The sequence below is a fragment of the Phytobacter sp. genome (assembly GCF_059074235.1).
The window spans coordinates 1,257,329-1,280,105 of the sequence record NZ_JCACPZ010000008.1; the positions used below are offsets into that span (position 1 = coordinate 1,257,329).

General features: G+C 53.3%; 24 protein-coding genes and 1 other RNA gene. 17 read left to right on the forward strand and 8 right to left on the reverse strand.

Annotated features, from left to right (window positions below; genetic code table 11):
* Positions 1-148 precede the first annotated feature (148 nt).
* The 3 genes from AC5JPW_RS23830 (at position 149) to AC5JPW_RS23840 (ending at position 2,080) form a co-directional block, all read left to right on the forward strand.
* Complete coding sequence (locus AC5JPW_RS23830; protein ID WP_437888977.1) at positions 149-541, forward strand: DoxX family protein; 393 nt, start codon at positions 149-151, stop codon at positions 539-541.
* 76 nt (positions 542-617) lie between these two features.
* The gene (locus AC5JPW_RS23835; protein WP_494243648.1) at positions 618-1,604 is read left to right on the forward strand and encodes a glutathione S-transferase family protein; all 987 of its coding nucleotides are present in this window, start codon (positions 618-620) and stop codon (positions 1,602-1,604) included.
* A gap of 119 nt (positions 1,605-1,723) precedes the next feature.
* Positions 1,724-2,080, forward strand: coding sequence for a DUF805 domain-containing protein (locus AC5JPW_RS23840; RefSeq protein ID WP_494243650.1), 357 nt, complete (start codon positions 1,724-1,726; stop codon positions 2,078-2,080).
* A 14-nt stretch (positions 2,081-2,094) separates the two neighbouring features.
* Here the strand turns inward: AC5JPW_RS23840 and AC5JPW_RS23845 are convergent, their stop codons facing one another.
* A complete protein-coding gene (locus AC5JPW_RS23845; protein ID WP_494243652.1) occupies positions 2,095-2,991 on the reverse strand; it encodes a LysR family transcriptional regulator in 897 nt (298 codons plus the stop codon).
* A 107-nt stretch (positions 2,992-3,098) separates the two neighbouring features.
* Between AC5JPW_RS23845 and AC5JPW_RS23850 the strand changes: the two genes are divergently transcribed.
* Positions 3,099-3,800 carry a pirin family protein gene (locus tag AC5JPW_RS23850; RefSeq protein ID WP_494243654.1) on the forward strand — a complete coding sequence of 234 codons (702 nt, stop codon included), beginning with the start codon at positions 3,099-3,101 and terminating at the stop codon, positions 3,798-3,800.
* A gap of 22 nt (positions 3,801-3,822) precedes the next feature.
* Positions 3,823-3,993 (forward strand): protein YhaL, encoded by a 171-nt coding sequence (locus tag AC5JPW_RS23855; RefSeq protein ID WP_494243656.1) that lies wholly within the window; start codon positions 3,823-3,825, stop codon positions 3,991-3,993.
* Between the two features lie 35 nt (positions 3,994-4,028).
* Here the strand turns inward: AC5JPW_RS23855 and AC5JPW_RS23860 are convergent, their stop codons facing one another.
* The 6 genes from AC5JPW_RS23860 to AC5JPW_RS23885 all read right to left on the reverse strand — a co-directional run bounded on the left by AC5JPW_RS23860 (position 4,029) and on the right by AC5JPW_RS23885 (position 9,576).
* Entirely contained in the window at positions 4,029-4,427 is a 399-nt protein-coding gene (locus AC5JPW_RS23860) for a YybH family protein (protein WP_494243658.1), read from the reverse strand.
* A 409-nt stretch (positions 4,428-4,836) separates the two neighbouring features.
* Positions 4,837-5,218: RNase P RNA component class A (gene rnpB, locus AC5JPW_RS23865), an RNA gene on the reverse strand.
* Positions 5,219-5,250: 32 nt separating this feature from the next.
* Complete coding sequence (garK, locus tag AC5JPW_RS23870) at positions 5,251-6,396, reverse strand: glycerate 2-kinase (protein ID WP_494243659.1); 1,146 nt, start codon at positions 6,394-6,396, stop codon at positions 5,251-5,253.
* Positions 6,397-6,517: 121 nt separating this feature from the next.
* Positions 6,518-7,408 (reverse strand): 2-hydroxy-3-oxopropionate reductase, encoded by an 891-nt coding sequence (gene garR / locus AC5JPW_RS23875; protein ID WP_494243660.1) that lies wholly within the window; start codon positions 7,406-7,408, stop codon positions 6,518-6,520.
* A 35-nt stretch (positions 7,409-7,443) separates the two neighbouring features.
* Positions 7,444-8,214, reverse strand: a complete 771-nt coding sequence (gene garL, locus AC5JPW_RS23880; protein WP_494243662.1) for a 2-dehydro-3-deoxyglucarate aldolase — start codon at positions 8,212-8,214, stop codon at positions 7,444-7,446.
* Between the two features lie 27 nt (positions 8,215-8,241).
* Positions 8,242-9,576 carry an MFS transporter gene (locus AC5JPW_RS23885; RefSeq protein ID WP_494243663.1) on the reverse strand — a complete coding sequence of 445 codons (1,335 nt, stop codon included), beginning with the start codon at positions 9,574-9,576 and terminating at the stop codon, positions 8,242-8,244.
* Between the two features lie 423 nt (positions 9,577-9,999).
* Here AC5JPW_RS23885 and garD point away from each other — a divergent pair, with 423 nt between their 5' ends.
* The 8 genes from garD to AC5JPW_RS23925 all read left to right on the forward strand — a co-directional run bounded on the left by garD (position 10,000) and on the right by AC5JPW_RS23925 (position 18,125).
* Positions 10,000-11,571, forward strand: coding sequence for a galactarate dehydratase (garD, locus tag AC5JPW_RS23890; protein ID WP_494243665.1), 1,572 nt, complete (start codon positions 10,000-10,002; stop codon positions 11,569-11,571).
* 232 nt (positions 11,572-11,803) lie between these two features.
* Positions 11,804-12,658, forward strand: coding sequence for a tagatose bisphosphate family class II aldolase (locus AC5JPW_RS23895; protein WP_494243666.1), 855 nt, complete (start codon positions 11,804-11,806; stop codon positions 12,656-12,658).
* Positions 12,659-12,709: 51 nt separating this feature from the next.
* Positions 12,710-13,981, forward strand: a complete 1,272-nt coding sequence (gatZ, locus tag AC5JPW_RS23900) for a tagatose-bisphosphate aldolase subunit GatZ (protein WP_494243667.1) — start codon at positions 12,710-12,712, stop codon at positions 13,979-13,981.
* A gap of 14 nt (positions 13,982-13,995) precedes the next feature.
* Positions 13,996-14,463 carry a PTS galactitol transporter subunit IIA gene (gatA, locus tag AC5JPW_RS23905; protein ID WP_494243669.1) on the forward strand — a complete coding sequence of 156 codons (468 nt, stop codon included), beginning with the start codon at positions 13,996-13,998 and terminating at the stop codon, positions 14,461-14,463.
* 26 nt (positions 14,464-14,489) lie between these two features.
* Entirely contained in the window at positions 14,490-14,774 is a 285-nt protein-coding gene (gene gatB, locus AC5JPW_RS23910; RefSeq protein ID WP_494243670.1) for a PTS galactitol transporter subunit IIB, read from the forward strand.
* A 4-nt stretch (positions 14,775-14,778) separates the two neighbouring features.
* Positions 14,779-16,152 carry a galactitol-specific PTS transporter subunit IIC gene (locus AC5JPW_RS23915; protein ID WP_494243672.1) on the forward strand — a complete coding sequence of 458 codons (1,374 nt, stop codon included), beginning with the start codon at positions 14,779-14,781 and terminating at the stop codon, positions 16,150-16,152.
* Between the two features lie 45 nt (positions 16,153-16,197).
* Positions 16,198-17,241, forward strand: coding sequence for a galactitol-1-phosphate 5-dehydrogenase (gatD, locus tag AC5JPW_RS23920; protein ID WP_494243674.1), 1,044 nt, complete (start codon positions 16,198-16,200; stop codon positions 17,239-17,241).
* A gap of 110 nt (positions 17,242-17,351) precedes the next feature.
* A complete protein-coding gene (locus tag AC5JPW_RS23925) occupies positions 17,352-18,125 on the forward strand; it encodes a DeoR/GlpR family DNA-binding transcription regulator (protein ID WP_494243676.1) in 774 nt (257 codons plus the stop codon).
* Positions 18,126-18,193: 68 nt separating this feature from the next.
* Here AC5JPW_RS23925 and rsmI read toward each other — a convergent pair whose 3' ends face one another.
* Positions 18,194-19,057 carry a 16S rRNA (cytidine(1402)-2'-O)-methyltransferase gene (gene rsmI / locus AC5JPW_RS23930; RefSeq protein WP_494243678.1) on the reverse strand — a complete coding sequence of 288 codons (864 nt, stop codon included), beginning with the start codon at positions 19,055-19,057 and terminating at the stop codon, positions 18,194-18,196.
* A gap of 62 nt (positions 19,058-19,119) precedes the next feature.
* Between rsmI and AC5JPW_RS23935 the strand changes: the two genes are divergently transcribed.
* The 4 genes from AC5JPW_RS23935 to dolP are packed head-to-tail and all read left to right on the forward strand — an operon-like array spanning position 19,120 to position 22,773.
* Entirely contained in the window at positions 19,120-21,222 is a 2,103-nt protein-coding gene (locus tag AC5JPW_RS23935; RefSeq protein ID WP_494243680.1) for a penicillin-binding protein activator, read from the forward strand.
* Positions 21,180-21,575, forward strand: coding sequence for a YraN family protein (locus AC5JPW_RS23940; RefSeq protein ID WP_494243681.1), 396 nt, complete (start codon positions 21,180-21,182; stop codon positions 21,573-21,575). The genes AC5JPW_RS23935 and AC5JPW_RS23940 overlap by 43 nt, the downstream gene beginning before the upstream one ends.
* Positions 21,576-21,597: 22 nt before the next feature.
* The gene (gene diaA, locus AC5JPW_RS23945) at positions 21,598-22,188 is read left to right on the forward strand and encodes a DnaA initiator-associating protein DiaA (protein WP_437431754.1); all 591 of its coding nucleotides are present in this window, start codon (positions 21,598-21,600) and stop codon (positions 22,186-22,188) included.
* A 9-nt stretch (positions 22,189-22,197) separates the two neighbouring features.
* Entirely contained in the window at positions 22,198-22,773 is a 576-nt protein-coding gene (gene dolP, locus AC5JPW_RS23950; protein WP_494243683.1) for a division/outer membrane stress-associated lipid-binding lipoprotein, read from the forward strand.
* Positions 22,774-22,777: the final 4 nt, after the last annotated feature.

Genomic DNA, 22,777 nt, shown 5'->3' on the forward strand with positions numbered 1-22,777 from the left:
ATCTTTGATAAAGTTCGACAGTTTTCCTTGCTAACAATCCCGCCTCGCCCCGTTTACTATCCTCTCCATCGACAGCAAACATGCGGCTCTCGCCCGTGAATGCACACTTTTTAATTGCAGTAGACACTGTGGTTCTCTGGAGAGAAAGATGAAAAAATTAGAAGATGTTGGTTTTCTGGTCGCACGTATTCTGATGCCAATCCTGTTCATTTCCGCTGGCTGGGGAAAAATCACCGGTTATGCAGGTACTCAGCAGTATATGGAAGCGATGGGCGTCCCGGGCTTTATGCTGCCACTGGTTATCCTGCTTGAGTTCGGCGGCGGTCTGGCCATCTTGTTCGGCTTCCTGACCCGTACCACTGCACTGTTCACTGCTGGCTTCACCCTGTTGACCGCGTTCATCTTCCACAGCAACTTCGCGGAAGGTATGAACTCCCTGATGTTCATGAAAAACCTGAGCATCGCAGGCGGCTTCCTGGTTCTGGGTATCACCGGTCCTGGCGCATTCAGCATCGACCGTGTACTGAATAAAAAGTGGTAAGCGCTCTATACTGAACTGAATAGACATGAAGCGAGGAGTTATCTCCTCGCTTTTGCCATTTAAAGGAGAAGACATTATGGGACAACTGATTGACGGCGTCTGGCACGATACCTGGTATGACACAAAATCGACGGGCGGACGCTTCCAGCGCTCAGTCTCTGCGTTTCGTAACTGGCTGACAGCAGACGGCAGCGCGGGTCCTACCGGCGAAGGCGGTTTTGCTGCCGAGAAAGACCGATATCACCTTTATGTTTCTCTTGCCTGTCCCTGGGCACATCGCACGTTGATTATGCGTTCGCTGAAAGGCCTTGAATCCTTCCTGCCCGTCTCGGTCGTTAATCCCCTGATGTTTGAAAATGGCTGGACCTTTGACGATGATTTCCCGGCCGCAACGGGTGACTCACTGTATCAGCACGAGTTCCTGTACCAGCTTTACCTGCATGCCGACCTGCAATACACCGGGCGCGTGACGGTTCCGGTGTTATGGGACAAAAAGAATCACACCATCGTCAGTAATGAATCGGCAGAGATCATCCGCATGTTCAACACCGCATTTGATGCGCAGGGTGCGCGTGCCGGTGATTACTATCCGCCAGCACTGCGTGCGCAGATTGATGAACTGAACGGCTGGATCTACGACAACGTTAACAACGGCGTCTACAAAGCGGGCTTTGCCACCAGCCAGCAGGCGTACGATGAAGCGGTCGAGAAAGTGTTTGAGTCTCTGGCTCGTCTGGAGCAGATTCTGGGACAGCACCGTTATTTAACCGGTGACCAGTTAACCGAAGCTGATATCCGCCTGTGGACAACGTTAGTGCGTTTCGACCCGGTGTATGTGACTCACTTTAAATGTGATAAACACCGGATTAGCGACTATCTCAACCTGTATGGATACCTGCGTGATATCTATCAGATACCAGGTATTGCTGAGACGGTCGATTTTGGTCATATCCGCAACCACTACTATCGCAGCCATAAAACCATCAACCCAACGGGCATCATCTCCATTGGGCCGTGGCAGGATCTGAATGAGCCGCACGGGCGCGATAAGCGTTTCGCGTAGTACTTCCCCTCGGGCGCGGTTTACGCGCTCGAAAATTTCCCCCGTATTCTTTTTTTGCCGTCTATTCTTACATTGATCACTGATAAAACAACGAATTGAACGTTGATCGAGGTTGTGAAATGGACTGGTATTTCAAAGTACTCGGCAACTACACCGTCTTTCATGGGCGCGCGCATCGCCGCGAGTTCTGGATGTTTATGCTGGTCAATATCATTCTCTTAGGCGTGCTCACTGTGCTCGACAGGATAGTCGGCTGGCAGCGTATCAGCGTGTTCAGTCTGATTTACGCCCTGCTGGTTTTCTTGCCTTCTCTCGCCGTTCAGTCCAGGCGACTGCATGACACTGACCGCACGGCAAAATGGCTGTGGCTGTGGTGTGTGCCGATATTGGGCTGGCTGATGTTACTGGCATTCTGGAGCCAGCAGAGTACGCCGGAGGAGAACCGCTTCGGGCCGGAGCCCAAAGCGGTTCCATAATTAAGGCAGGAATGTTATTTACCAGAGAACAATTTAGGAATTTCGCGCAGACACCAGGCTTTCGCTTCGCCCATGCTGTCACGACGCCAGGCCATGATGATATCGACCTCGCTGGTGTATTCCGGGCTGACCACGCGCAAGCGCCCTTCAGCGATATCCTGCTCAACCAGTGGGTATGGCATGGTTGCCACCCCTAATCCAGCCAGCAGCGCCTGGCGCTTATCTTCAATCGTACTCACGGTGAGACGTGGCTGCTTATCGAGCAACTGCACGGTCAGCACCGGACGCTCACGGGCAGTATCCGCCACGGCCACGCCGCGATATTTCACACGCGTCACTTCGGACAATGGTTCCGGTTCCTGATGAATCGGATGATCCGGGGCCGCCACATAGACGTTCAGCACTTTGTAGAGTTTGCGTGAGTTAATCTCTGAAGACGAGCGGAAATGCATATCCGGTGCAATAACAATGTCTGCACGTCCCTGCTCCAGTCGCTCCCAGGCCCCCGCCAGTACCTCAGTGATTATTGAAAGCTGCGTATTGGCTTTATTCGCCAGTTTTTCAACCAGGGGGAAAATCTCATGCGTCGGCACCAGTGCTTCGGTGACTAACGTCAGATGCGTTTCCCAGCCACGCGCCAGCGCTTCAGCATCGGTCGTGAGCTTGTCAGCTGCCTCCAGTAATACACGCCCACGTTCGAGCAACATACGCCCTACATTGGTGAATTTGGTACGGTGGCCGGAGCGGTCAAACAGCACAACATCCAACTCTTCTTCCAGTTTTTGCATCGTGTAGCTGAGCGCTGAGGGTACGCGTCCCAGTTCATCTGCCGCAGCAGCGAAGCTCCCACGTCGATCAATTGCATCCATTACACGTAACGCTTCGAGCGTAAGTGCCCTGTCTTTCGCCATTTTTTGTTCTCATTCAGGAAATTTGAACATACCGGGCAGAATATCTGGCTAACAATGCAGCGTCCATACCTTTACCATTGTTTTAGTGTAAAGAGAGGTCAAGAATTATGATTATTACCCGAACAGCCAAACAATGCGGTCAAGCCGACTTCGGCTGGCTCCAGGCCCGCTACACCTTTTCCTTTGGACATTATTTTGACCCGAAACTTCTGGGCTACGCCTCCTTACGTGTTTTAAACCAGGAGGTACTCGCACCTGGCGCATCGTTCCAGCCGCGAACCTACCCAAAAGTGGACATCCTCAATGTGATCCTGGAAGGTGAAGCCGAATATCGCGACAGCGAAGGCAACCATGTACAGGCTAAAGCAGGTGAAGCACTGCTTATCGCCACTCAGCCTGGCATTAGCTACAGCGAACATAACTTAAGCAAAGACAAGCCGTTAACCCGAATGCAGCTTTGGCTTGATGCCTGCCCTGAACGGGAAAATCCGTTGGTGCAAAAAATGGTTATCCGCGACCGGGCTCGCCAGTTAATTGCTTCGCCGGACGGTAGCGAGGAGAGCCTGCAGCTGCGCCAGCAAGTCTGGTTGCATCATATCGAGCTGCAAAAAGGCGAAGAGCTGAGTTTTCAGTTACATGGACCGCGTGCGTATCTGCAATCGATCCATGGCACCGTACATGCGGTAACCCCGTGCGAAGCGAAAGAAGCGTTGACCTGTGGGGACGGCGCCTTTATTCGTGATGAGGCTAACATAACACTTGTCGCTGATACTCCACTGCGCGCTTTGCTGATAGATTTACCCGTGTGAATGGATATTTATGGAGTCGCCTGTGAGTAAAAAGACCGTTCAAAAAAACAAGACACCAGAGAATGTGGTCGCTCTCCAATCGGCAACTGAAAAGTCGACTCCGGCTTTTGGTTACGATGAGATGCTGACCGAACTGGAAGCTATTGTCGCTGATGCTGAAATCAGAATCGCTGAGGACAACGAAGCGGCATAAAATTTGCCCTGGCTTTCGCCGGGGCATCAATAGCCCTATGCGTTATCAAGCAAGGACGTGCCGTAAGAGTTGTCTACTGTGCACAACCAGCGGCCATCGGGTTCAGCGTGAAAAACGTAGGTTGCACGGCGGGTTGTTTCGACCGTGCCACCCTGTCCGTCCGGGTAGCGCAGCAATGTCTCCATTATGACCAGCGCGTTTCCCGCCCCTTCCACCACCTGCATCTCACCTTGTTCCACGACCAGCGTTCCCTGGAAGTAATCAGCGATGGCGATAAATGCCTTACGGATATTTTCTTTGCCACGGGCAATCATGCCAGGCCTGACGACCAGTGCGGCGTCTTCTGCGTAGTACGTCATCAGAGTGTCGTAATCTTTCTCGGTGATCGCCTTATCACAGGCCTCGATGATGCGGCGTAACGGGTGAGTGCTCATACATAACCTCCATGGTGGGTTCAGAGGTTCAGTAGAGCACTGCTGGCGGCAGATGCAATGCCGGGTTGTGCGCAGCTACCGGAAATGGGGAGGGGACGTGGTATGTTTCTCCTCTCCCCCAGCCATCTCCCCGGAGGGACGAGGGAGTCCCCAATAATATTACGTTTTGCAGCGATGACATTGCGCAATGAGAATAAAACAGCCACCGCGATGACGGGGTCCGGCTGCACATCGACGAAGCGTATCCGCAAGGCCGGGGCGATGCGCGGTGAGGGCGACTTTACAGGGACGTTTCATCCGCCCGCCCCGATAAGCCGCATCCTTCCATAAAAAGTGTCGTTGGACAGTCATTCATCTTTTCAGACAGCATAAAAGCAAAAACCCGCCGAAGCGGGTTTTTGCCTGAAAAAGTCGAAACTGACCGATAAGCCGGGTTCTGTCGTTGGACAGTCATTCATCTAGGCCAGCAATCGCTCACTGGCTCAAGCAGCCTACCCGGGTTCAGTACGGGCCGTACCTTATGAACCCCTATTTGGCCTTGCTCCGGGTGGAGTTTACCGTGCCGCGAACTGTTGCCAGACGCGCGGTGCGCTCTTACCGCACCCTTTCACCCTTACCTGATCCCACTTGCGTGGGCCATCGGCGGTTTGCTCTCTGTTGCACTGGTCGTAGGCTGTTACACCCCCCAGGCGTTACCTGGCACCCTGCCCTATGGAGCCCGGACTTTCCTCCCCTCCGCCTGTCTCCTCCGAAGAGGACGACGACGAAGCGGCGACTGTCTGGTCAGCTTCGGCGCGCAGTATAGAGCGTTTGCGCGCTGATGTCACCCCTCAGTCAACATGCCAACCCGTAAAGTGGCGGCAATATTACGTGAGGCGCGATAAATGTTATCGAATGCGCCGCGGAAGGCCTCTTCCAGGGTACCAATGCTGGTCAACACGCTGAATACCGCATCAATGCCATACTGATGAACGACGCCCACATCTCGCGTCAGACTCCCGGCAATACCGATAACCGGCTTGTGGTATTTCTTCGCCACATTAGCCACACCCACTGGCACTTTACCGTGGATGCTCTGGCTGTCGATACGACCTTCGCCAGTCACCACCAGCGTGCAATCATGGATATGCTCTTCCAGGTTCAACGCCTGGGTAACAATCTCAATCCCGCTGCGCAGTTCAGCGCCCAGGAATGCCATCAGTGCAGCACCCATGCCGCCCGCTGCACCAGAGCCCGGCACGTTTTTCACATCCACATTCAGTGACTTTTTGATCACATCGGCAAAGTGACCCAGGTTGCGATCCAGCTCAACGATCAGCTCTTCGGTCGCCCCTTTTTGTGGCCCAAAGATGCGTGATGCACCCTGTTCACCGGTCAAAGGATTGGTCACATCACAGGCTACCCGAATGGTACAGGTGCTCAGGCGTGGATCCAGACCGGTGATATCAATTCTGTTCAGACTCATCAGGCTGCCACCGCCGTTGCCAATCTCAGTGCCATTGGCATCAGTTAGTTTCGCACCCAATGCCTGTACCATGCCCGCGCCGCCGTCATTGGTGGCACTGCCACCGATACCGATGATGATATTTTTTGCCCCATGTTCCAGTGCGTGCAGAATAAGTTCCCCGGTGCCGCGCGAAGTGGTGATCAATGGGTTACGTAACTCAGGGGGCACAAGTGCCAGTCCGCTCGCGGCTGCCATTTCAATGAAGGCTGTTTTACCGTCGCCGGACATTCCCCAACATGCATTAACTTCTTCACCTAATGGACCGGTGACACAAGCGGTGTGCTGCGTACCTTTTGTGGCGGCAATCATGGCCTCAACCGTTCCTTCACCGCCGTCCGCGACCGGAACTGAAACGTATTGAGCGTCCGGGAAGATTTCCCGAAATCCTTTTTCTATCGCCTGGGCTACTTCCGTAGCAGAAAGGCTTTCTTTATAAGAGTCTGGGGCGATTACGATTTTCATAGTTGATTAGCCTGACATTACCGCGCACGGCATACACCGCCCTCTTCTGGCGACACGCGTTGATTACCGAACAAGAGGGTGATGTATAAGAAATCCAGGGCGCGTTCCCGCGCCCTTCTTATCAGCGAGAGATTTCTACTTTCGCCAGTTTTTCGTAGTAGCACGCGATGGCGCTATGGTCGTCACTACCGTGACCATCAGCACGCAGTGCCTGCATCATTTCCATTACGGCTGCAGTCAGTGGCAACTGAGCGCCCACACCGTGAGAAGTATCCAGTGCGTTAGCCAGATCTTTGATATGCAGATCGATACGGAAACCAGGTTTGAAGTTGCGGTTCAGAACCATCGGTGCTTTTGCTTCCAGCACGGTGCTGCCAGCCAGACCACCACGGATAGCTTCGAATACCAGCTCCGGGTTTACGCCTGCTTTGGTTGCCAGAGACAGAGCTTCAGACATGGCAGCGATGTTCAGTGCCACGATGACCTGGTTAGCCAGTTTGGTGACGTTACCAGCACCGATATCACCGGTGTGAACAACAGAACCCGCCATAGATTTCAGCAGATCGTAGTATTTGTCGAACAGCGCTTTGTCACCGCCGACCATCACGGACAGGGTGCCGTCGATAGCTTTAGGCTCGCCACCACTTACCGGCGCATCCAGCATTTCAACGCCTTTGGCTTTCAGGCCTTCGCTGATTTCACGGCTCGCCAGCGGCGCAATGGAGCTCATGTCGATCAGAACGGTACCCGGTTTAGCGCCTTCGACGATGCCGCCTTCGCCCAACGCGACTTCTTTCACATGCGGTGAGTTAGGCAGCATGGTGATGATCACCTCACACTGTTCTGCAATAGCTTTCGCGCTGGTTGCGGACTGTGCGCCAGCGGCGACCAGTTCAGCGACAACGTCGGTGTTGCGGTCGGAGACCACCAGTGAGTAACCTGCTTTAATGAGGTTTTTACTCATTGGTTTACCCATGATGCCCAGGCCAATGAAACCAACTTTCATCGTCATAATTGCGTCTCTCTCTTTATTCAATGGTGGTTTGATTATTTTTTGAAGGTATCAGCCAGTCGCTGAGTACCCGCACGGAACACGCCCAGATCGCTGCCAACGGCAACAATGGTCGCACCCCATTCCAGGTAACGGCGAGCATCTGCTTCTACTGGCGCCAGAATACCGCTCGGTTTGCCGTGCGCTTTCGCACGCGCAAAGATGTGTTGAATGGTGCGCTGTACTTCCGGGTGCGCAGCATTACCGATGTAACCCAGGGTTGCAGCCAGGTCACTTGGACCTACAAATACACCGTCAACGCCGTCGGTTTCGAGGATAGCGTCGAGGTTATCAACACCTTCCTGGCTTTCGATCTGCACGATGATGGAGATGTTTTTGTTCGACTGCGCGAAGTAATCCGGCACGGTACCGAACATGTTGGCACGGTGAGAAACGGACACACCACGCGTTCCTTCCGGCGGGTAACGGGTTGCAGATACCGCGCTTGCCGCTTCTTCAGCCGTTTCCACGAACGGCACGAGGAAGTTGTAGAAACCGATGTCCAGCAGACGTTTGAAGACGATCGGATCATTTTCAGGGATACGTACGACCGGTGCACTTGAGCTGCCTTTCAGCGCCATCAACTGCGGTACAAAAGAGAGCACGTCGTTAGGGGCGTGTTCACCGTCCAGGAGCAGCCAGTCGAAACCTGCCAGCCCCAGAACTTCAGCACTGATATGACTGCCCAGCGCTGACCAACAACCGATTTGAACCTGATTAGCCGCCAGTGCAGCTTTAAATTTGTTCGGGAAAATATCGTTACTCATCTTTTGCACCTTAAATTTTGTCGTTGCTTACTTTTTCAATTCCATACGTTTGATGTCACCGACCACGAACAGGTAGCACACCATCATCATCAGGGCCGAGCAGCCAACAAAGACCAACGCACCGTTGAAAGAATGCAACTCTTTAACCATGTATCCAATTGCTAACGGAGTAACAATGGACGCCACATTACCGAACACGTTAAACACGCCGCCGCACAGACCGACGATTTCTTTCGGTGCGACATCGGAGATAACAGGCCAGCCCAATGCGCCGAAGCCTTTTCCGAAGAATGCCAGCGCCATCAGCGCGATGACCAGCACGGTGTTATCGGTGTAATTACACAGAATGATGCTGGAAGCCAGCAGCATCCCAAGAACGATTGGGAGTTTACGCGCTACGGTCAGGGAGTGACCACGCTTGATCAGGTAGTCAGAGAACAGACCGCCTAAGACACCGCCACCGAAGCCGCAGAGCGCCGGAATGGAGGCAACAAACCCTACTTTCAGAATCGACATGCCCTTTTCCTGCACCAGGTAAATCGGGAACCATGTCAGGAAGAACCAGGTAATGGTGTTCAGGAAGTACTGACCAAAGAACACCCCAAGCATCATGCGGTTAGACAGTAATTGCTTGATGTAATCCAGTTTCGGGCCTTTTTGACTGCCGTCGTCGACTTTCTTGTGGTCCATATCAACGACTGCGCCATTCGCAGAGATGTAATCCAGCTCTTCACGGCTCATGCGAGGATGGTCAGTCGGGTTATGCATGTACTTAACCCAAATTGCGGTCAGTACAAAGCCCAGCCCACCCATTACGGTAAATACATGCTCCCAACCCCAGGCAAAGGTCAGATAACCCAGCAGCGGTGAGAACAACGCCAGTGAGAAGTACTGCGCTGAGTTAAAGATAGCGGATGCAGTACCACGCTCTTTCGCCGGGAACCAGGCTGCCACGATACGGGCGTTAGCCGGGAAAGATGGTGCCTCAGAGAAGCCCAGCATAAAACGCATGATAAACATGGAGATACCAGCCCATGCTATCGGGAAGATGTCGACAAAACCTTGCAGGAAGGTAAAGAGCGACCAGAAGAACAGGCTGTAGGTGTAGACTTTTTTAGAGCCGAAACGGTCAAGTAACCAACCGCCCGGAATCTGCATCAACAGGTAGGCCCAGCCAAACGCAGAGAAGATGTAACCCATTGACACGGAGTCAAGTTGCAGCTCTTTCGCAACTTCGGTCCCCGCAATGGAGAGCGTCGCGCGGTCTGCGTAGTTAATTGCAGTAACAATAAAGATTATCAGTAGTATTAAATAACGAGTTGGCATACCCCGTTTCACTTCAACATTATTTTGTACAGACATAACAAACCTCTCGGGCACGGCTTAAATTAAAAATATAATTATTGTGATGTAAAACTTACCCGACTTAATAAATAAGCTCTCGAAGCTAATATCAGGTAATGGCATATTTAATTTTATTATCGCTCAGTATAATCATCACCCATTGACGACGCACTGGCGTGTTGCTCAATTCTGACGGGGGTTGAACAGATTTTTTTGAGCATATGCACATACCCCTGGGCGCTGATGCACAGATCTTATCATTCCTCCCCAGGCTAGGCGGGTAATCGCAAAAATAAGTGATTTAGATCACATTTTAATATTGGAACTCCTGACATTCTTATTTCATCAAACGAAGTTTTAATTTCTGATAATTACAGATTCGTTTCTACTTTATTTCCTTTTGAGTAATGCATCGTATAGTTAGCTGGAGATTACCTGACAATGGCCGACATTGAAATTAGACAGCAGTCGCCTACGGCGTTTTATATTAAAGTACATGAGACCGACAACGTCGCGATCATCGTTAATGACAATGGCTTAAAAGCGGGAACGCGTTTCCCGGACGGGTTGGAGTTAATTGAACACATCCCGCAAGGCCACAAAGTTGCGCTGGTAGATATCCCTCATCACGGTGAGATTGTTCGTTACGGTGAAGTCATTGGTTATGCAGTGCGTGATATTGCGCGCGGTAGCTGGATTGACGAATCCACCGTCGAACTGCCAAAAGCTCCGCCACTGAACACCTTACCTTTAGCGACAAAAGTGCCAGAAGCACTGCCGCCGCTGGAAGGCTATACCTTCGAAGGCTACCGCAATGCGGATGGCAGCGTGGGTACCAAAAACCTGCTCGGCATCACCACCAGCGTGCACTGCGTTGCTGGCGTGGTCGACTACGTCGTGAAAATTATTGAACGCGACCTGCTGCCGAAATACCCGAACGTCGATGGCGTGGTGGGTCTGAACCACCTTTACGGTTGCGGTGTAGCGATCAACGCACCGGCAGCTGTGGTGCCAATCCGTACCATTCACAACATCTCGCTGAACCCGAACTTCGGTGGCGAAGTGATGGTTATCGGTCTGGGCTGTGAAAAACTGCAACCAGAACGTCTGCTGCAGGGCACTGAAGATGTACAGGCTATTCCGGTAGACAGCGCGAGCATCGTCCGTCTGCAGGATGAGCATCATGTTGGCTTCCGCTCAATGGTTGATGACATTCTGCAAGTGGCTGAACGTCACCTGGCAAAACTGAACCTGCGTAAACGTGAAACCTGCCCGGCTTCAGAACTGGTTGTTGGCACCCAATGTGGTGGTAGCGATGCGTTCTCCGGTGTGACCGCGAACCCGGCAGTGGGCTATGCCTCTGACCTGTTCGTACGTTGCGGTGCGACCGTCATGTTCTCCGAAGTAACCGAAGTGCGTGATGCTATTCACCTGCTGACGCCGCGTGCAGAAACCGAAGAAGTGGGCAAACGCCTGCTCGAAGAGATGGCCTGGTACGATAACTACCTGGACATGGGTAAGACTGACCGTAGCGCTAACCCGTCTCCGGGGAACAAAAAAGGCGGTCTGGCTAACGTGGTGGAAAAAGCCCTCGGCTCTATCGCCAAATCCGGTAAAAGCGCGATTGTTGAAGTGCTCTCTCCGGGCCAGCGTCCAACCAAACGTGGTCTGATTTACGCAGCAACGCCTGCGAGCGACTTCGTCTGTGGTACGCAACAGGTGGCTTCCGGTATCACCGTTCAGGTCTTCACCACCGGTCGTGGTACACCGTACGGCCTGATGGCTGTGCCGGTCATCAAGATGGCGACCCGTACTGAACTGGCAAACCGTTGGTTTGACCTGATGGACATTAACGCGGGCACCATCGCTACAGGCGAAGAGTCGATTGAGGATGTGGGCTGGAAACTGTTCCACTTCATCCTGGATGTGGCGAGTGGCCGTAAGAAAACCTTCTCGGATCAATGGGGTCTGCACAACCAACTGGCTGTGTTCAACCCGGCTCCGGTGACTTGATTCATCATTATAAAAATCTCATCGTATTTTTAGCATGGCTTCGGCCATGCTTTTTTTTGTCTGTTATTTCCAAATTCCACGCATCTTGACCCTCGCTTTTCTCTGCGCCCTCACTTTCGCAAACTTACCTTCACTTTCGAATCTTTCGATTTTCTGACTTAAATCACAAAACAACATTACGAAACCCTATATCTTCTTTCGAATAGAATAAACGAAAGGTTTCGGAGGCAGGATGTATATCATTTCGACGAAGGCGATGCTGCACAAGGCACAACAGGAAGGCTACGCCGTCCCGGCATTCAATATCCATAACCTTGAGACCCTGCAGGTTGTCGTGGAGACCTCTGCAGAGTTACATTCACCACTGATTGTCGCAGGAACGCCCGGCACTTTTAGTTATGCAGGTATCGGCAACATCGTGGCCATTGCTGGCGATCTGGCGAAGTCGTTTAACCAGCCGCTCGCCATCCACCTTGATCATCATGAAAAGCTTGAGGACGTTAAAAACAAAGTGCTGGCAGGCGTGCGATCCGCCATGATCGATGGCTCCCATCTGCCCTTTGCCGACAATATCGAGCTGGTCAAAACCGTAACCGACTATTGCCATCGCTATGACGTCAGCGTCGAAGCCGAACTCGGCAGACTGGGCGGCGAGGAAGATGACCTGGTAGTGGACGGAAAAGACGCACTCTACACCCATCCGGATCAAGCCCTTGAATTTGTGAAAAAAACGGGGATTGATTCTCTCGCCGTCGCTATCGGTACAGCCCACGGTTTATACACTGCCACGCCTAAGCTCGATTTTGAGCGGCTGGCTGAGATTCGCCAGCTCGTCGATATCCCACTGGTGCTGCACGGCGCTTCTGGTTTGCCTGCTGAAGATATCCGCAAAGCCATCTCGCTGGGTATCTGCAAGGTCAATGTCGCTACTGAACTGAAGATTGCCTTTTCCGACGCCCTGAAGGCTTATCTGGTCGCTCACCCCGACGCCAGTGACCCTCGCCATTACATGGTGCCAGCTAAATCCGCCATGAAAGAAGTCGTGCGCAAAGTTATTGCCGACTGCGGTTGCGAAGGAAAATTGTGAAAGAAGTTGACTAATTATTGAAAGCATTCAGAAATATCCCGGAGGAATAAAGTGAAAGATATTATTGCCCGCCATAAGGCAGGGGAACATCTCGGTATCTGCTCAGTCTGCTCGGCGCACCCGATGGTGATTGAAGCCACGCTACGTTTCGATGTGCATACCGATAAAAAGGTACTGATTGAAGCAACTTCAAACCAGGTTAACCAATTTGGCGGCTACACCGGCATGAAACCGGCTGATTTTCGGGACTTTGTTTTAGCGATTGCAAAAGAAGTGGGTTTCCCGCAAGAGCGACTGATCCTTGGCGGCGACCACCTGGGACCTAACTGTTGGCAAAACGAACCCGCTGCTACGGCGATGGAAAAATCTGTCGATCTGATCAAAGCCTATGTTGCCGCGGGCTTCAGCAAAATTCACCTGGATGCATCTATGTCCTGCGCTGGTGACCCGGTACCTCTGGACCCCAAAGTGGTTGCCGAACGTGCCGCACGTCTTTGTCAGGCGGCTGAAGAAACCGCCAGTGACGAGCTGAAAAAGACACTGACCTACGTGATTGGAACTGAAGTTCCCGTGCCAGGCGGTGAGGCCAGCAGCATTAGTAGTGTGCATGTGACCCGCGTAGAAGATGCGGCGATGACCCTTGAAACGCATCGCGTTGCCTTCCATGCCCTGGGGCTGGACGCTGCGATGGACCGTGTTGTCGGTATGGTGGTTCAGCCAGGCGTGGAGTTTGACCACACGCAGATCATTCACTATCAACCACACGAAGCCGAGGCGCTCTCAGCCTGGATCCGCCAGACCCCGATGGTCTACGAAGCACACTCGACCGATTACCAGTCTCGTCAGGCGTACCGCGCATTGGTGGGCGATCACTTTGCGATTCTGAAGGTCGGCCCGGCACTCACCTTCGCGCTGCGCGAGGCCATCTTTGCCCTTGCTCAAATGGAAAACGAGTTGATTGCACCGGAAAACCGCAGCCGGGTGCTGGACGTCATTGTCGAAGTGATGTTGAACGAGCCGGGATACTGGAAAAAGTACTACCGTCCGACCTGGAGCGAAGCCATGGTGGATATTCACTTCAGCCTTTCCGACCGTATTCGCTACTACTGGCCGCACCCGCGTATTCGCCAGAGCGTGGAGAAGCTCATTGCCAATCTGAGCGCCACTACTCTGCCGCTGGGCTTGCTCAGCCAGTACCTGCCTTTGCAGTTTGAACGTGTATTACACAATGAGATCGTCGCGACACCACAAAATCTTATCAATGACAAAATACAGGATGTATTGCGCGCTTACCGTTACGGATGCGCCGAAGAAACAGCCTGATTTCTGGAGAATGTATGAGTCAACTTTTTGTCCGAACCGGAATTGAATTTAGCTCACGCCAGCAGGTGCTGGCGCACATTGGCGAAGAGATGCTGGCGAAAGGCGTAGTGCATGAAACCTACCCAGCCGCGCTAATTGAGCGAGAGGCAAACTACCCGACAGGCATCGCTCTCGAATGCCACGCCGTCGCGATTCCGCACTGCGAGGCGGTTCATGCGAAGTCCGCCGCTATCTATTTGATCCGTCCGGATAAACCGGTGAATTTCCAACAGGCCGATGATGACAGCGAAATCGCCGTTTCGCTGATTATCGCTCTGATTGTTGAGAACCCTACGGCGCAGCTTAAGCTCCTGCGCCGCCTGTTTGGTGAGCTACAGAACCCGAACTCGCTGGAGGCATTGTTAAGTGCGCCGCCCGAGCGCCTGGCAACGCTTTTTCGGGAAACAATCCTTGAGCCTGAAAGCTGTTCCCAGGCTTTATAAGAGACTGATAATAAAAGGAGTACCCTATGAAACGTAAAGTTATTGTCGCCTGTGGAGGCGCTGTCGCCACCTCCACCATGGCTGCTGAAGAAATCCGTGAACTCTGCGAAGCAAACAACATCACCGTTGAGCTGGTGCAGTGCCGGGTGAATGAAATCGAAACCTACATGGATGGTGCAGATCTTATCTGCACCACTGCAAAAGTGGACCGTACTTTCGATGATATTCCGGTCGTGCACGGCATGCCTTTTATCTCCGGCGTCGGCATTGAAGCGCTGCAACAAAAAATCCTGACCATTCTTGTGGGGTAACGTCATGTTTAGCGAAATCATGCGCTACATCCTCGACTTAGGCCCAACGGTCATGCTGCCGCTGGTGATAATCATCTTCTCAAAACTGTTGGGGATGAAGCTCGGGGACTGCTTTAAATCCGGTTTACACATCGGCATCGGCTTTGTCGGGATCGGCCTGGTCATCGGCCTGATGCTCGACTCCATCGGTCCGGCAGCGAAAGCCATGGCCGAACAGTTCCAGATTAACCTGCATGTAATTGATGTAGGTTGGCCGGGTTCTTCGCCCATGACCTGGGCTTCGCAGATTGCGCTCGTTGCGATCCCAATTGCCATCGGGGTTAACGTCCTGATGCTGGTGACACGCATGACCCGCGTGGTCAACGTCGATATCTGGAACATCTGGCACATGACCTTCACCGGCGCGATGCTGCACCTCGCCACCGGTTCCTACTGGATTGGGATCCTGGGCGTTGTAGCCCATGCGGCCTTCGTCTACAAGCTGGGCGACTGGTTTGCCAAAGACACCCGCGACTTCTTCGGCCTGGAGGGCATCGCGATCCCTCACGGTAGCTCCGCTTACCTCGGTCCGATTGCCGTGCTGGTGGATACCATTATCGAAAAGATCCCAGGACTCAACCGTATTCACTTTAGCGCAGACGACATTCAAAAACGCTTTGGCCCGTTTGGTGAACCCGTCACCGTGGGCTTTGTGATGGGGATTGTCATCGGTCTGCTGGCGGGTTACGACGCCAAAGGCGTGCTGCAACTGGCTGTCAAAACCGCTGCCGTAATGCTGCTGATGCCGCGAGTGATCAAACCGATCATGGATGGATTAACCCCGATTGCCAAACATGCCCGTAAACGCCTGCAGGCGAAGTTCGGTAGCCAGGAGTTCCTGATTGGCCTTGACCCGGCGCTGCTGCTTGGTCACACCTCAGTGGTCTCTGCGAGCCTGATCTTTATTCCATTGACCATTCTGATTGCGGTGCTGGTCCCCGGAAACCAGGTGCTGCCGTTTGGTGACCTCGCCACTATCGGTTTCTTCGTCGCCATGGCGGTGGCAGTGCATCAGGGCAACCTGTTCCGCACGCTGATTTCCGGCGTGATCATCATGAGCATCACCTTGTGGATTGCCACCCAGACCATCGGATTACATACCCAGCTGGCGGCAAATGCAGGTGCTTTAAAAGCTGGCGGCATGGTGGCATCGATGGACCAGGGCGGCTCGCCGATTACCTGGCTGCTCATTCAGCTCTTTACCTGGCAGAACATTGTCGGCTTCGCGGTTATTGGTGCGATTTACCTGGCGGGTGTTCTGCTGACCTGGCGCAGAGCGCGTAACTTCACTGCGGCAGAAAAAGCCGCCATCGCGCAGCAAACTCAGGTCACATCCTGATCTTTGGGGAGCCTTCGCTCCCCGCTTTCATTCCTGGAGAGTGTTATGAAATCAGTGGTTATTCACGCTGAGGGAAACGTGCGCGTTGAAGAACGCCCTGAACCTCAGCTACAGCATGATGACGATGTCAAAGTCAGGGTTGTCAGCTCCGGTTTATGCGGCTCCGATATCCCCCGTATCTTTGCTAACGGTGCCCATTTCTACCCGATTACCCTCGGACATGAATTCAGTGGCTATGTGGAAGCCTGCGGCAAACAGGTTAACGATCTCAACGTGGGTGATGCCGTCGCCTGTGCCCCTCTACTCCCCTGCTTCAATTGCCCGGAGTGCCGCAAACAGTACTTTTCGTTGTGCAAACGCTACCAGTTTGTCGGTTCACGCAGCGATGGCGGCAATGCAGAATACGTTGTGGTGCGCCGCGCTAATCTCTACCGCCTGCCCGAAAAGATGACCATTGAAGACGGCGCTTTTATCGAGCCGATTACCGTGGGCCTGCATGCATTCCACCTTGCGGGAGGATGTGCAGATAAGAACGTGGTGATTGTCGGTGCAGGAACCATTGGCTTGCTGGCAATGCAATGCGCACTGGCCCTGGGGGCAAAAAGCGTAACGGCAATTGATATTAATCCGGAAAAACTCGCACTGGCGAAAAGGCTTGGCGCCACACACGCTTTCAACAGCCGCGAGCTAAGCGCATCACACATTCAGGAACTGCTTTCTGAAAACCGCTTCGACCAACTGGTGCTGGAAACTGCAGGCGCTCCGCAAACCGTCTCGCTGGCGATCGAGATTGCCGGACCACGCGCACAACTGGCGCTGGTAGGTACTCTGCACCACGACCTCACGTTGACCGCCACTGTATTCGGTCAAATTTTGCGTAAAGAACTGGCGGTGCTGGGAAGCTGGATGAACTACTCCGGCCCATGGCCCGGCGAAGAATGGGAAACAGCCGCGCGTCTGTTAACAGAGAAACGCTTGCAGCTTGAGCCGCTTATCGCACATCGCGGCGATCCAGGCAGTTATGCAAAAGCCGTTCAGGCACTCAACGGCGCACCAATGCAGGGAAAAATCCTGCTGCAGCTCGGCTAAGTGATAGAGCCAGCAACCTGAGCTGGCTCACATTTACTTTCGAAAGTTAGCGTTCAACTTTCACAATCCTTCGATTACACTATCAGGAGTTAATTCTCAGGCAAATCAATATGAACTCATTTGAGCGAAGGAACAAAATCGTCGATCTGGTGAATGCCCAGGGAAGCGTGTTGGTTATCGATCTTTCAAATACCTTTGGTATCTCTGAAGTGACCATTCGGGCAGACCTGCGTTTACTGGAAGAAAAGGGACTGGTGACGCGCTTTCACGGTGGTGCTGCAAAACCTGGCACCCATATGACGGACAGCGATAGCCAGGAAGTCACGCTGGAAGACCGCTATAAACTGGCCAGCGATCCGAAGAAACGCATTGCTCAGGCGGCGGCAGCCATGATTGAAGAAGGGATGACGATTATCCTGGACAGTGGCAGCACCACAATGCTCATCGCCGAAGCACTGGCAAAGAAAGCCAATATCACCGTCATTACGAATAATCTCCCCGCAGCGTTTGCTCTCTCTGAAAACAAAGACATCACGCTGGTGGTATGCGGCGGTACAGTACGCCATAAAACCCACTCTATGCATGGCACGATTGCGGAACGCTCGTTGCAGGGGATTAGCGCAGATTTGATGTTTGTCGGGGCAGACGGCATTGATACAACTAACGGCATCACCACCTTCAACGAAGGCTATTCCATCAGCAGCGTGATGGCCGCCGCGGCACATAAAGTGGTCGCCGTGCTGGATGCCAGTAAGTTCAATCGCCGTGGCTTTAACCAGGTACTGCCCATGGAGCAAATTGACGTCGTTATCACCGATGAAGGCATCAGTGATAAAGACAGAGCATCGCTGGGAAAAATGGGTAAAGACGTCGTCATCGTGTGATGCGGTGACAAAGAGAGAAATCAGCCATGTTACACAGGAAACATGGCTGACTAATGAGGTTCAAGGGCCTACTCGCCCTGCTGTTCCAGCGCGTACTTGTAGAGGGCGTTTTTCTTCACGCCGTGGATCTCTGCCGCCAGCGCCGCCGCTTTCTTCAAGGGTAATTCAGCCTGGAGCAACGCCAGCGTACGCAACGCATCGGCAGGCAGCGCGTCTTCCTGCGCTTTATGCCCTTCGACAATTAGCACCATCTCACCTTTGCGACGATTTTCATCCTCTCTCACCCACGCCAGCAATTCACCCACCGGTGCGCCATGAATGGATTCCCAGGTTTTTGTCAGTTCGCGGGCGAGCACCACATAGCGCGCCTCTCCCAGCACCGTCACGATATCTTCCAGACTTTCCAGCAGACGGTGAGTGGACTCATAAAAAATCAGCGTGCGCGGTTCGGTTTCCAGTGCCTGTAGGGCATCGCGACGGCCTTTTGATTTGGCTGGCAGAAAACCTTCGTAACAAAAACGATCGGAGGGCAAACCGGCTGCACTGAGTGCAGCAATAGCGGCACAAGGGCCCGGCAGTGGAACCACACGGATACCCGCTTCACGACAGGTGCGCACCAGATGGTAGCCGGGATCGTTAATCAGCGGCGTGCCTGCATCAGAGACCAGCGCGATGTTCTGCCCCTCTTTCAGCTTAGCCACCAGCGTGTCGGCTTTTTGTTGCTCATTGTGATCGTGGAGCGCAAACAGGCGCGCATTAATGGCAAAATGCTGGAGTAATAGCCCGGTGTGACGAGTATCCTCAGCGGCAATCAGATCAACATCCTGCAATACGGTGAGCGCACGCTGGGTAATATCCCCCAGATTGCCGATTGGCGTGGGGACAATGTAGAGCTGGCCTTGAGAATTGTCCGCTGATTCGTGTTGTTTCATTGTTCTATCCGTATTGCCGATTTAATATTGAGCATTGCGTAAAAAATATCACTGGATACAGAATGCTACCGTCAAGATTTCTACGTTCAAAAGCCATGCGTTGCCTGCCTGTCGTGCTGGCCGCTCTGCTGTTCGCAGGCTGCGGCACACAAACTCACGACCAGAGCGATGCGCACATGCAGGGCAGCGCGCAGGCCGATTCAGGTTTCTACCTGCACCAGATGCAGCAAAGCGCAGATGATAGCAAGACCAACTGGCAATTACTCGCCATTCGTGCACTCATTAAAGAAGGCAAAACCCAGCAGGCAAGCGAGTTGTTCGCGCAGTTGCCGCAAAATCTGGATGATGCCCAGCGTCTTGAGCAATCTCTTCTCGCCGCAGAGCTCAAGCTGACTCAGCAAGACTTTAACGGTGCACAAGCGCTGCTGGCCAACATCGATCCGACTGGGCTCGATAAGAACCAGCAGGCGCGCTACTGGCAAATTGGTATCACTGCATCTCAGGGTAAGCCCTCTCTGACGTTGTTCCGTGCCTTAATCGCTCAGGAACCGCTGCTGACTACGCCAGCGGAAAAACAGCAGAACATTGATGCGACCTGGCAAGCCCTCTCCTCAATGACCTCGGATCAGGCTAAGACCCTGGTGATCAACGCCGATGAGGCCACGCTGCAAGGTTGGCTGGATCTGCAACGAGTATGGTTCGACAACCGCAACGACCCCAACATGCTCAAAGCTGGGATCGTTGACTGGCAGCAACGCTACCCGCGTAACCCAGGGGCGAAAATGCTGCCAACCCCACTGACAAACATGCAGAACTTCCGCCCGGCTTCGGTGAATCAAATAGCTCTGCTTCTGCCGCTTAATGGCCAGGCAGCCGTATTTGGTCGCACGATTCAGCAAGGCTTTGAAGCCGCGAAAAATGGCGTCTCAAACGTCTCTGGCCCTGCGGTACCCCCCCAGGCCGCTCAGGCGGCGAACATGAACACCACCGCTGATGTTGTTAGCCCGTCACAGACTAACGTTAACGATATTACCAGCGCGCAAACGCAAGAACCGGTGACCGCGCCAGAAGCGCAGCAGCAACAACCGGTAACGGCTGAGCAGTCAGCAGCACCTGAACAAACCACCACAGAGCAGGCAACGCCAGCACAACAGGTGACCACACCGGCCGTTACCGCCACGCCGGCTAATCCTGCCGCATCGCTGAAAATCTATGACACCAGTTCTCAGCCACTTGATCAGATCCTCAATCAGGTTCAACAGGATGGTGCCAGCATCGTCGTAGGTCCATTGCTGAAAAACAATGTTGAAGAGCTGATGCGCAGCCATACAACCCTGAACGTGCTGGCACTGAACCAGCCGGAGAAGGTCGAGAATCGCCCTAACATCTGCTACTACGCGCTTTCACCGGAAGATGAAGCTCGCGATGCTGCGCGCCATATGCATGAACAAGGTCGCCAGGCGCCGCTGCTGTTACTACCTCGAAGTACCCTCGGTGACCGTGTAGCCACTGCGTTTGCAGAAGAGTGGCAAAAACTCGGTGGTGGCATCGTGCTGCAGCAAAAATTGGGATCATCGGCAGAGCTGAAAATGGCGATCAACGGACGCGCTGGCATTGCGATGAACGGCAGCCCGGTAAGCGCCAGCCTGCCGCAGCAACAGGGTGTGACCATTGGCGGCCTGACGATTCCGGCTCCGCCTACCGATGCGCAAATCAGCGGTGGCGGTAAAGTCGATTCAACCTACATCGTGGCGACACAGGAAGAAATGGCGCTGATTAAGCCTCTCATCACTATGCGTACCGGCAGCCAGAGCGGGATCATTGTTTACGCCAGCTCTCGCAGTTCCCAGGGTGGCGCAGGCCCAGACTTCCGTCTGGAGATGGAAGGGCTGCAGTTCAGTGAAATCCCGATGCTGGCCGGTAGCAACCCGGCCCTGATGCAGCAGGCATTGAGCAGTGTGAATAACGACTATTCACTGGCCCGTCTGTATGCCATGGGCGCGGATGCCTGGACGCTGGCGAATCACTTCTCACAGATGCGTCAAGTGCCGGGGTTTGAAATCAACGGCAACACCGGCGATTTAACCGCAACGCAGGAATGTGTGATTAACAGGAAGTTATCATGGCTCAAATACCAGCAGGGGCAAATCGTCCCGGCCAGTTGACCCGTAAGCAGAGCGGCGATGCGTGGGAAGCCACCGCGCGTCGCTGGCTCGAACGCAAGGGATTGCGTTTTATTGCCGCCAACGTGCGTGAGCGTGGCGGCGAAATTGACCTGATTATGCAAGACAAACTGGCAACGGTTTTCGTCGAGGTTCGCTATCGCAAATCATCGTTTTTTGGTGGTGCTGCCGGGAGCGTAACCGTTGCCAAACAACGCAAGTTACTGCATACAGCCCGTTTGTGGCTCGCCCGGCATAATGGGAGTTTTGATACTGTGGATTGCCGGTTCGATGTGGTAGCCTTCACCGGAAATGACGTTGAGTGGATACAAAACGCCTTTAACGACCACTCATAATGACTGAACGATAGGGAACACTGTGCTCGATAGAATTAAAGTCTGCTTTACCGAAAGCATTCAAACGCAAATTGCAGCCGCAGAAGCCCTGCCCGACGCAATTTCCCGTGCCGCCATGACCATGGTTCACTCTCTGCTTAACGGCAACAAAATCCTCTGTTGTGGCAATGGCACCTCCGCCGCCAACGCACAGCATTTTGCTGCCAGCATGATTAATCGTTTTGAAACAGAACGCCCTAGTTTACCTGCCATTGCACTTAATACCGATAATGTGGTCTTAACGGCAATAGCGAACGATCGCCTGCATGACGAGATATATGCCAAGCAGGTCCGGGCGTTAGGCCATGCCGGTGACATTCTCCTGGCCATATCCACGCGGGGTAACAGTCGCGATATCGTTAAAGCTGTCGAAGCGGCAGTGACGCGCGATATGACGATTGTGGCACTGACGGGGTACGACGGGGGTGAACTGGCCGGGCTGTTGGGGCCTCAGGATGTTGAAATCCGTATTCCTTCCCACCGCAGCGCACGTATTCAGGAAATGCATATGTTGACGGTGAATTGTTTATGCGATCTGATAGATAACACACTTTTTCCTCACCAGGATGATTAAGGAGTACACATGAAGGCTTTAGCGCCCCTCGCAGTCCTTATTTCCGCACTGCTTTTACAGGGTTGTATTGGTGCAGTGGTTGTTGGTTCAGCGGCAGTAGGTACCAAGGCGGCGACCGATCCGCGCACGGTGGGTACTCAGGTTGATGATGGTACGCTGGAACTGCGCGTCAATAGCGCCCTGTCTAAAGATGAACAGATCAAGAAACAGGCACGTGTCAACGTAACCGCTTATCAAGGCAAAGTCCTGTTAGTGGGTCAGGCACCGACGACAGACCTCTCCTCACGGGCAAAACAGATTGCGGTTGGCGTAGAAGGTGCAACCGAAGTGTTTAACGAAATCCGTCAGGGCCAGCCAATTGGCATGGGCACCGCTGCCAACGATACCTGGATTACGTCTAAAGTACGTACCCAACTGCTGAGCAGCGACGAAGTGAAATCCTCTAACGTGAAAGTGACGACGGAAAATGGCGAAGTGTTCCTGCTGGGTCTGGTCACCGATCGTGAAGGTAAAGCGGCAGCGGATATTGCCAGTCGCGTGAGCGGCGTGAAACACGTCACCACTGCCTTTACGTTTATCAAATAAGCCC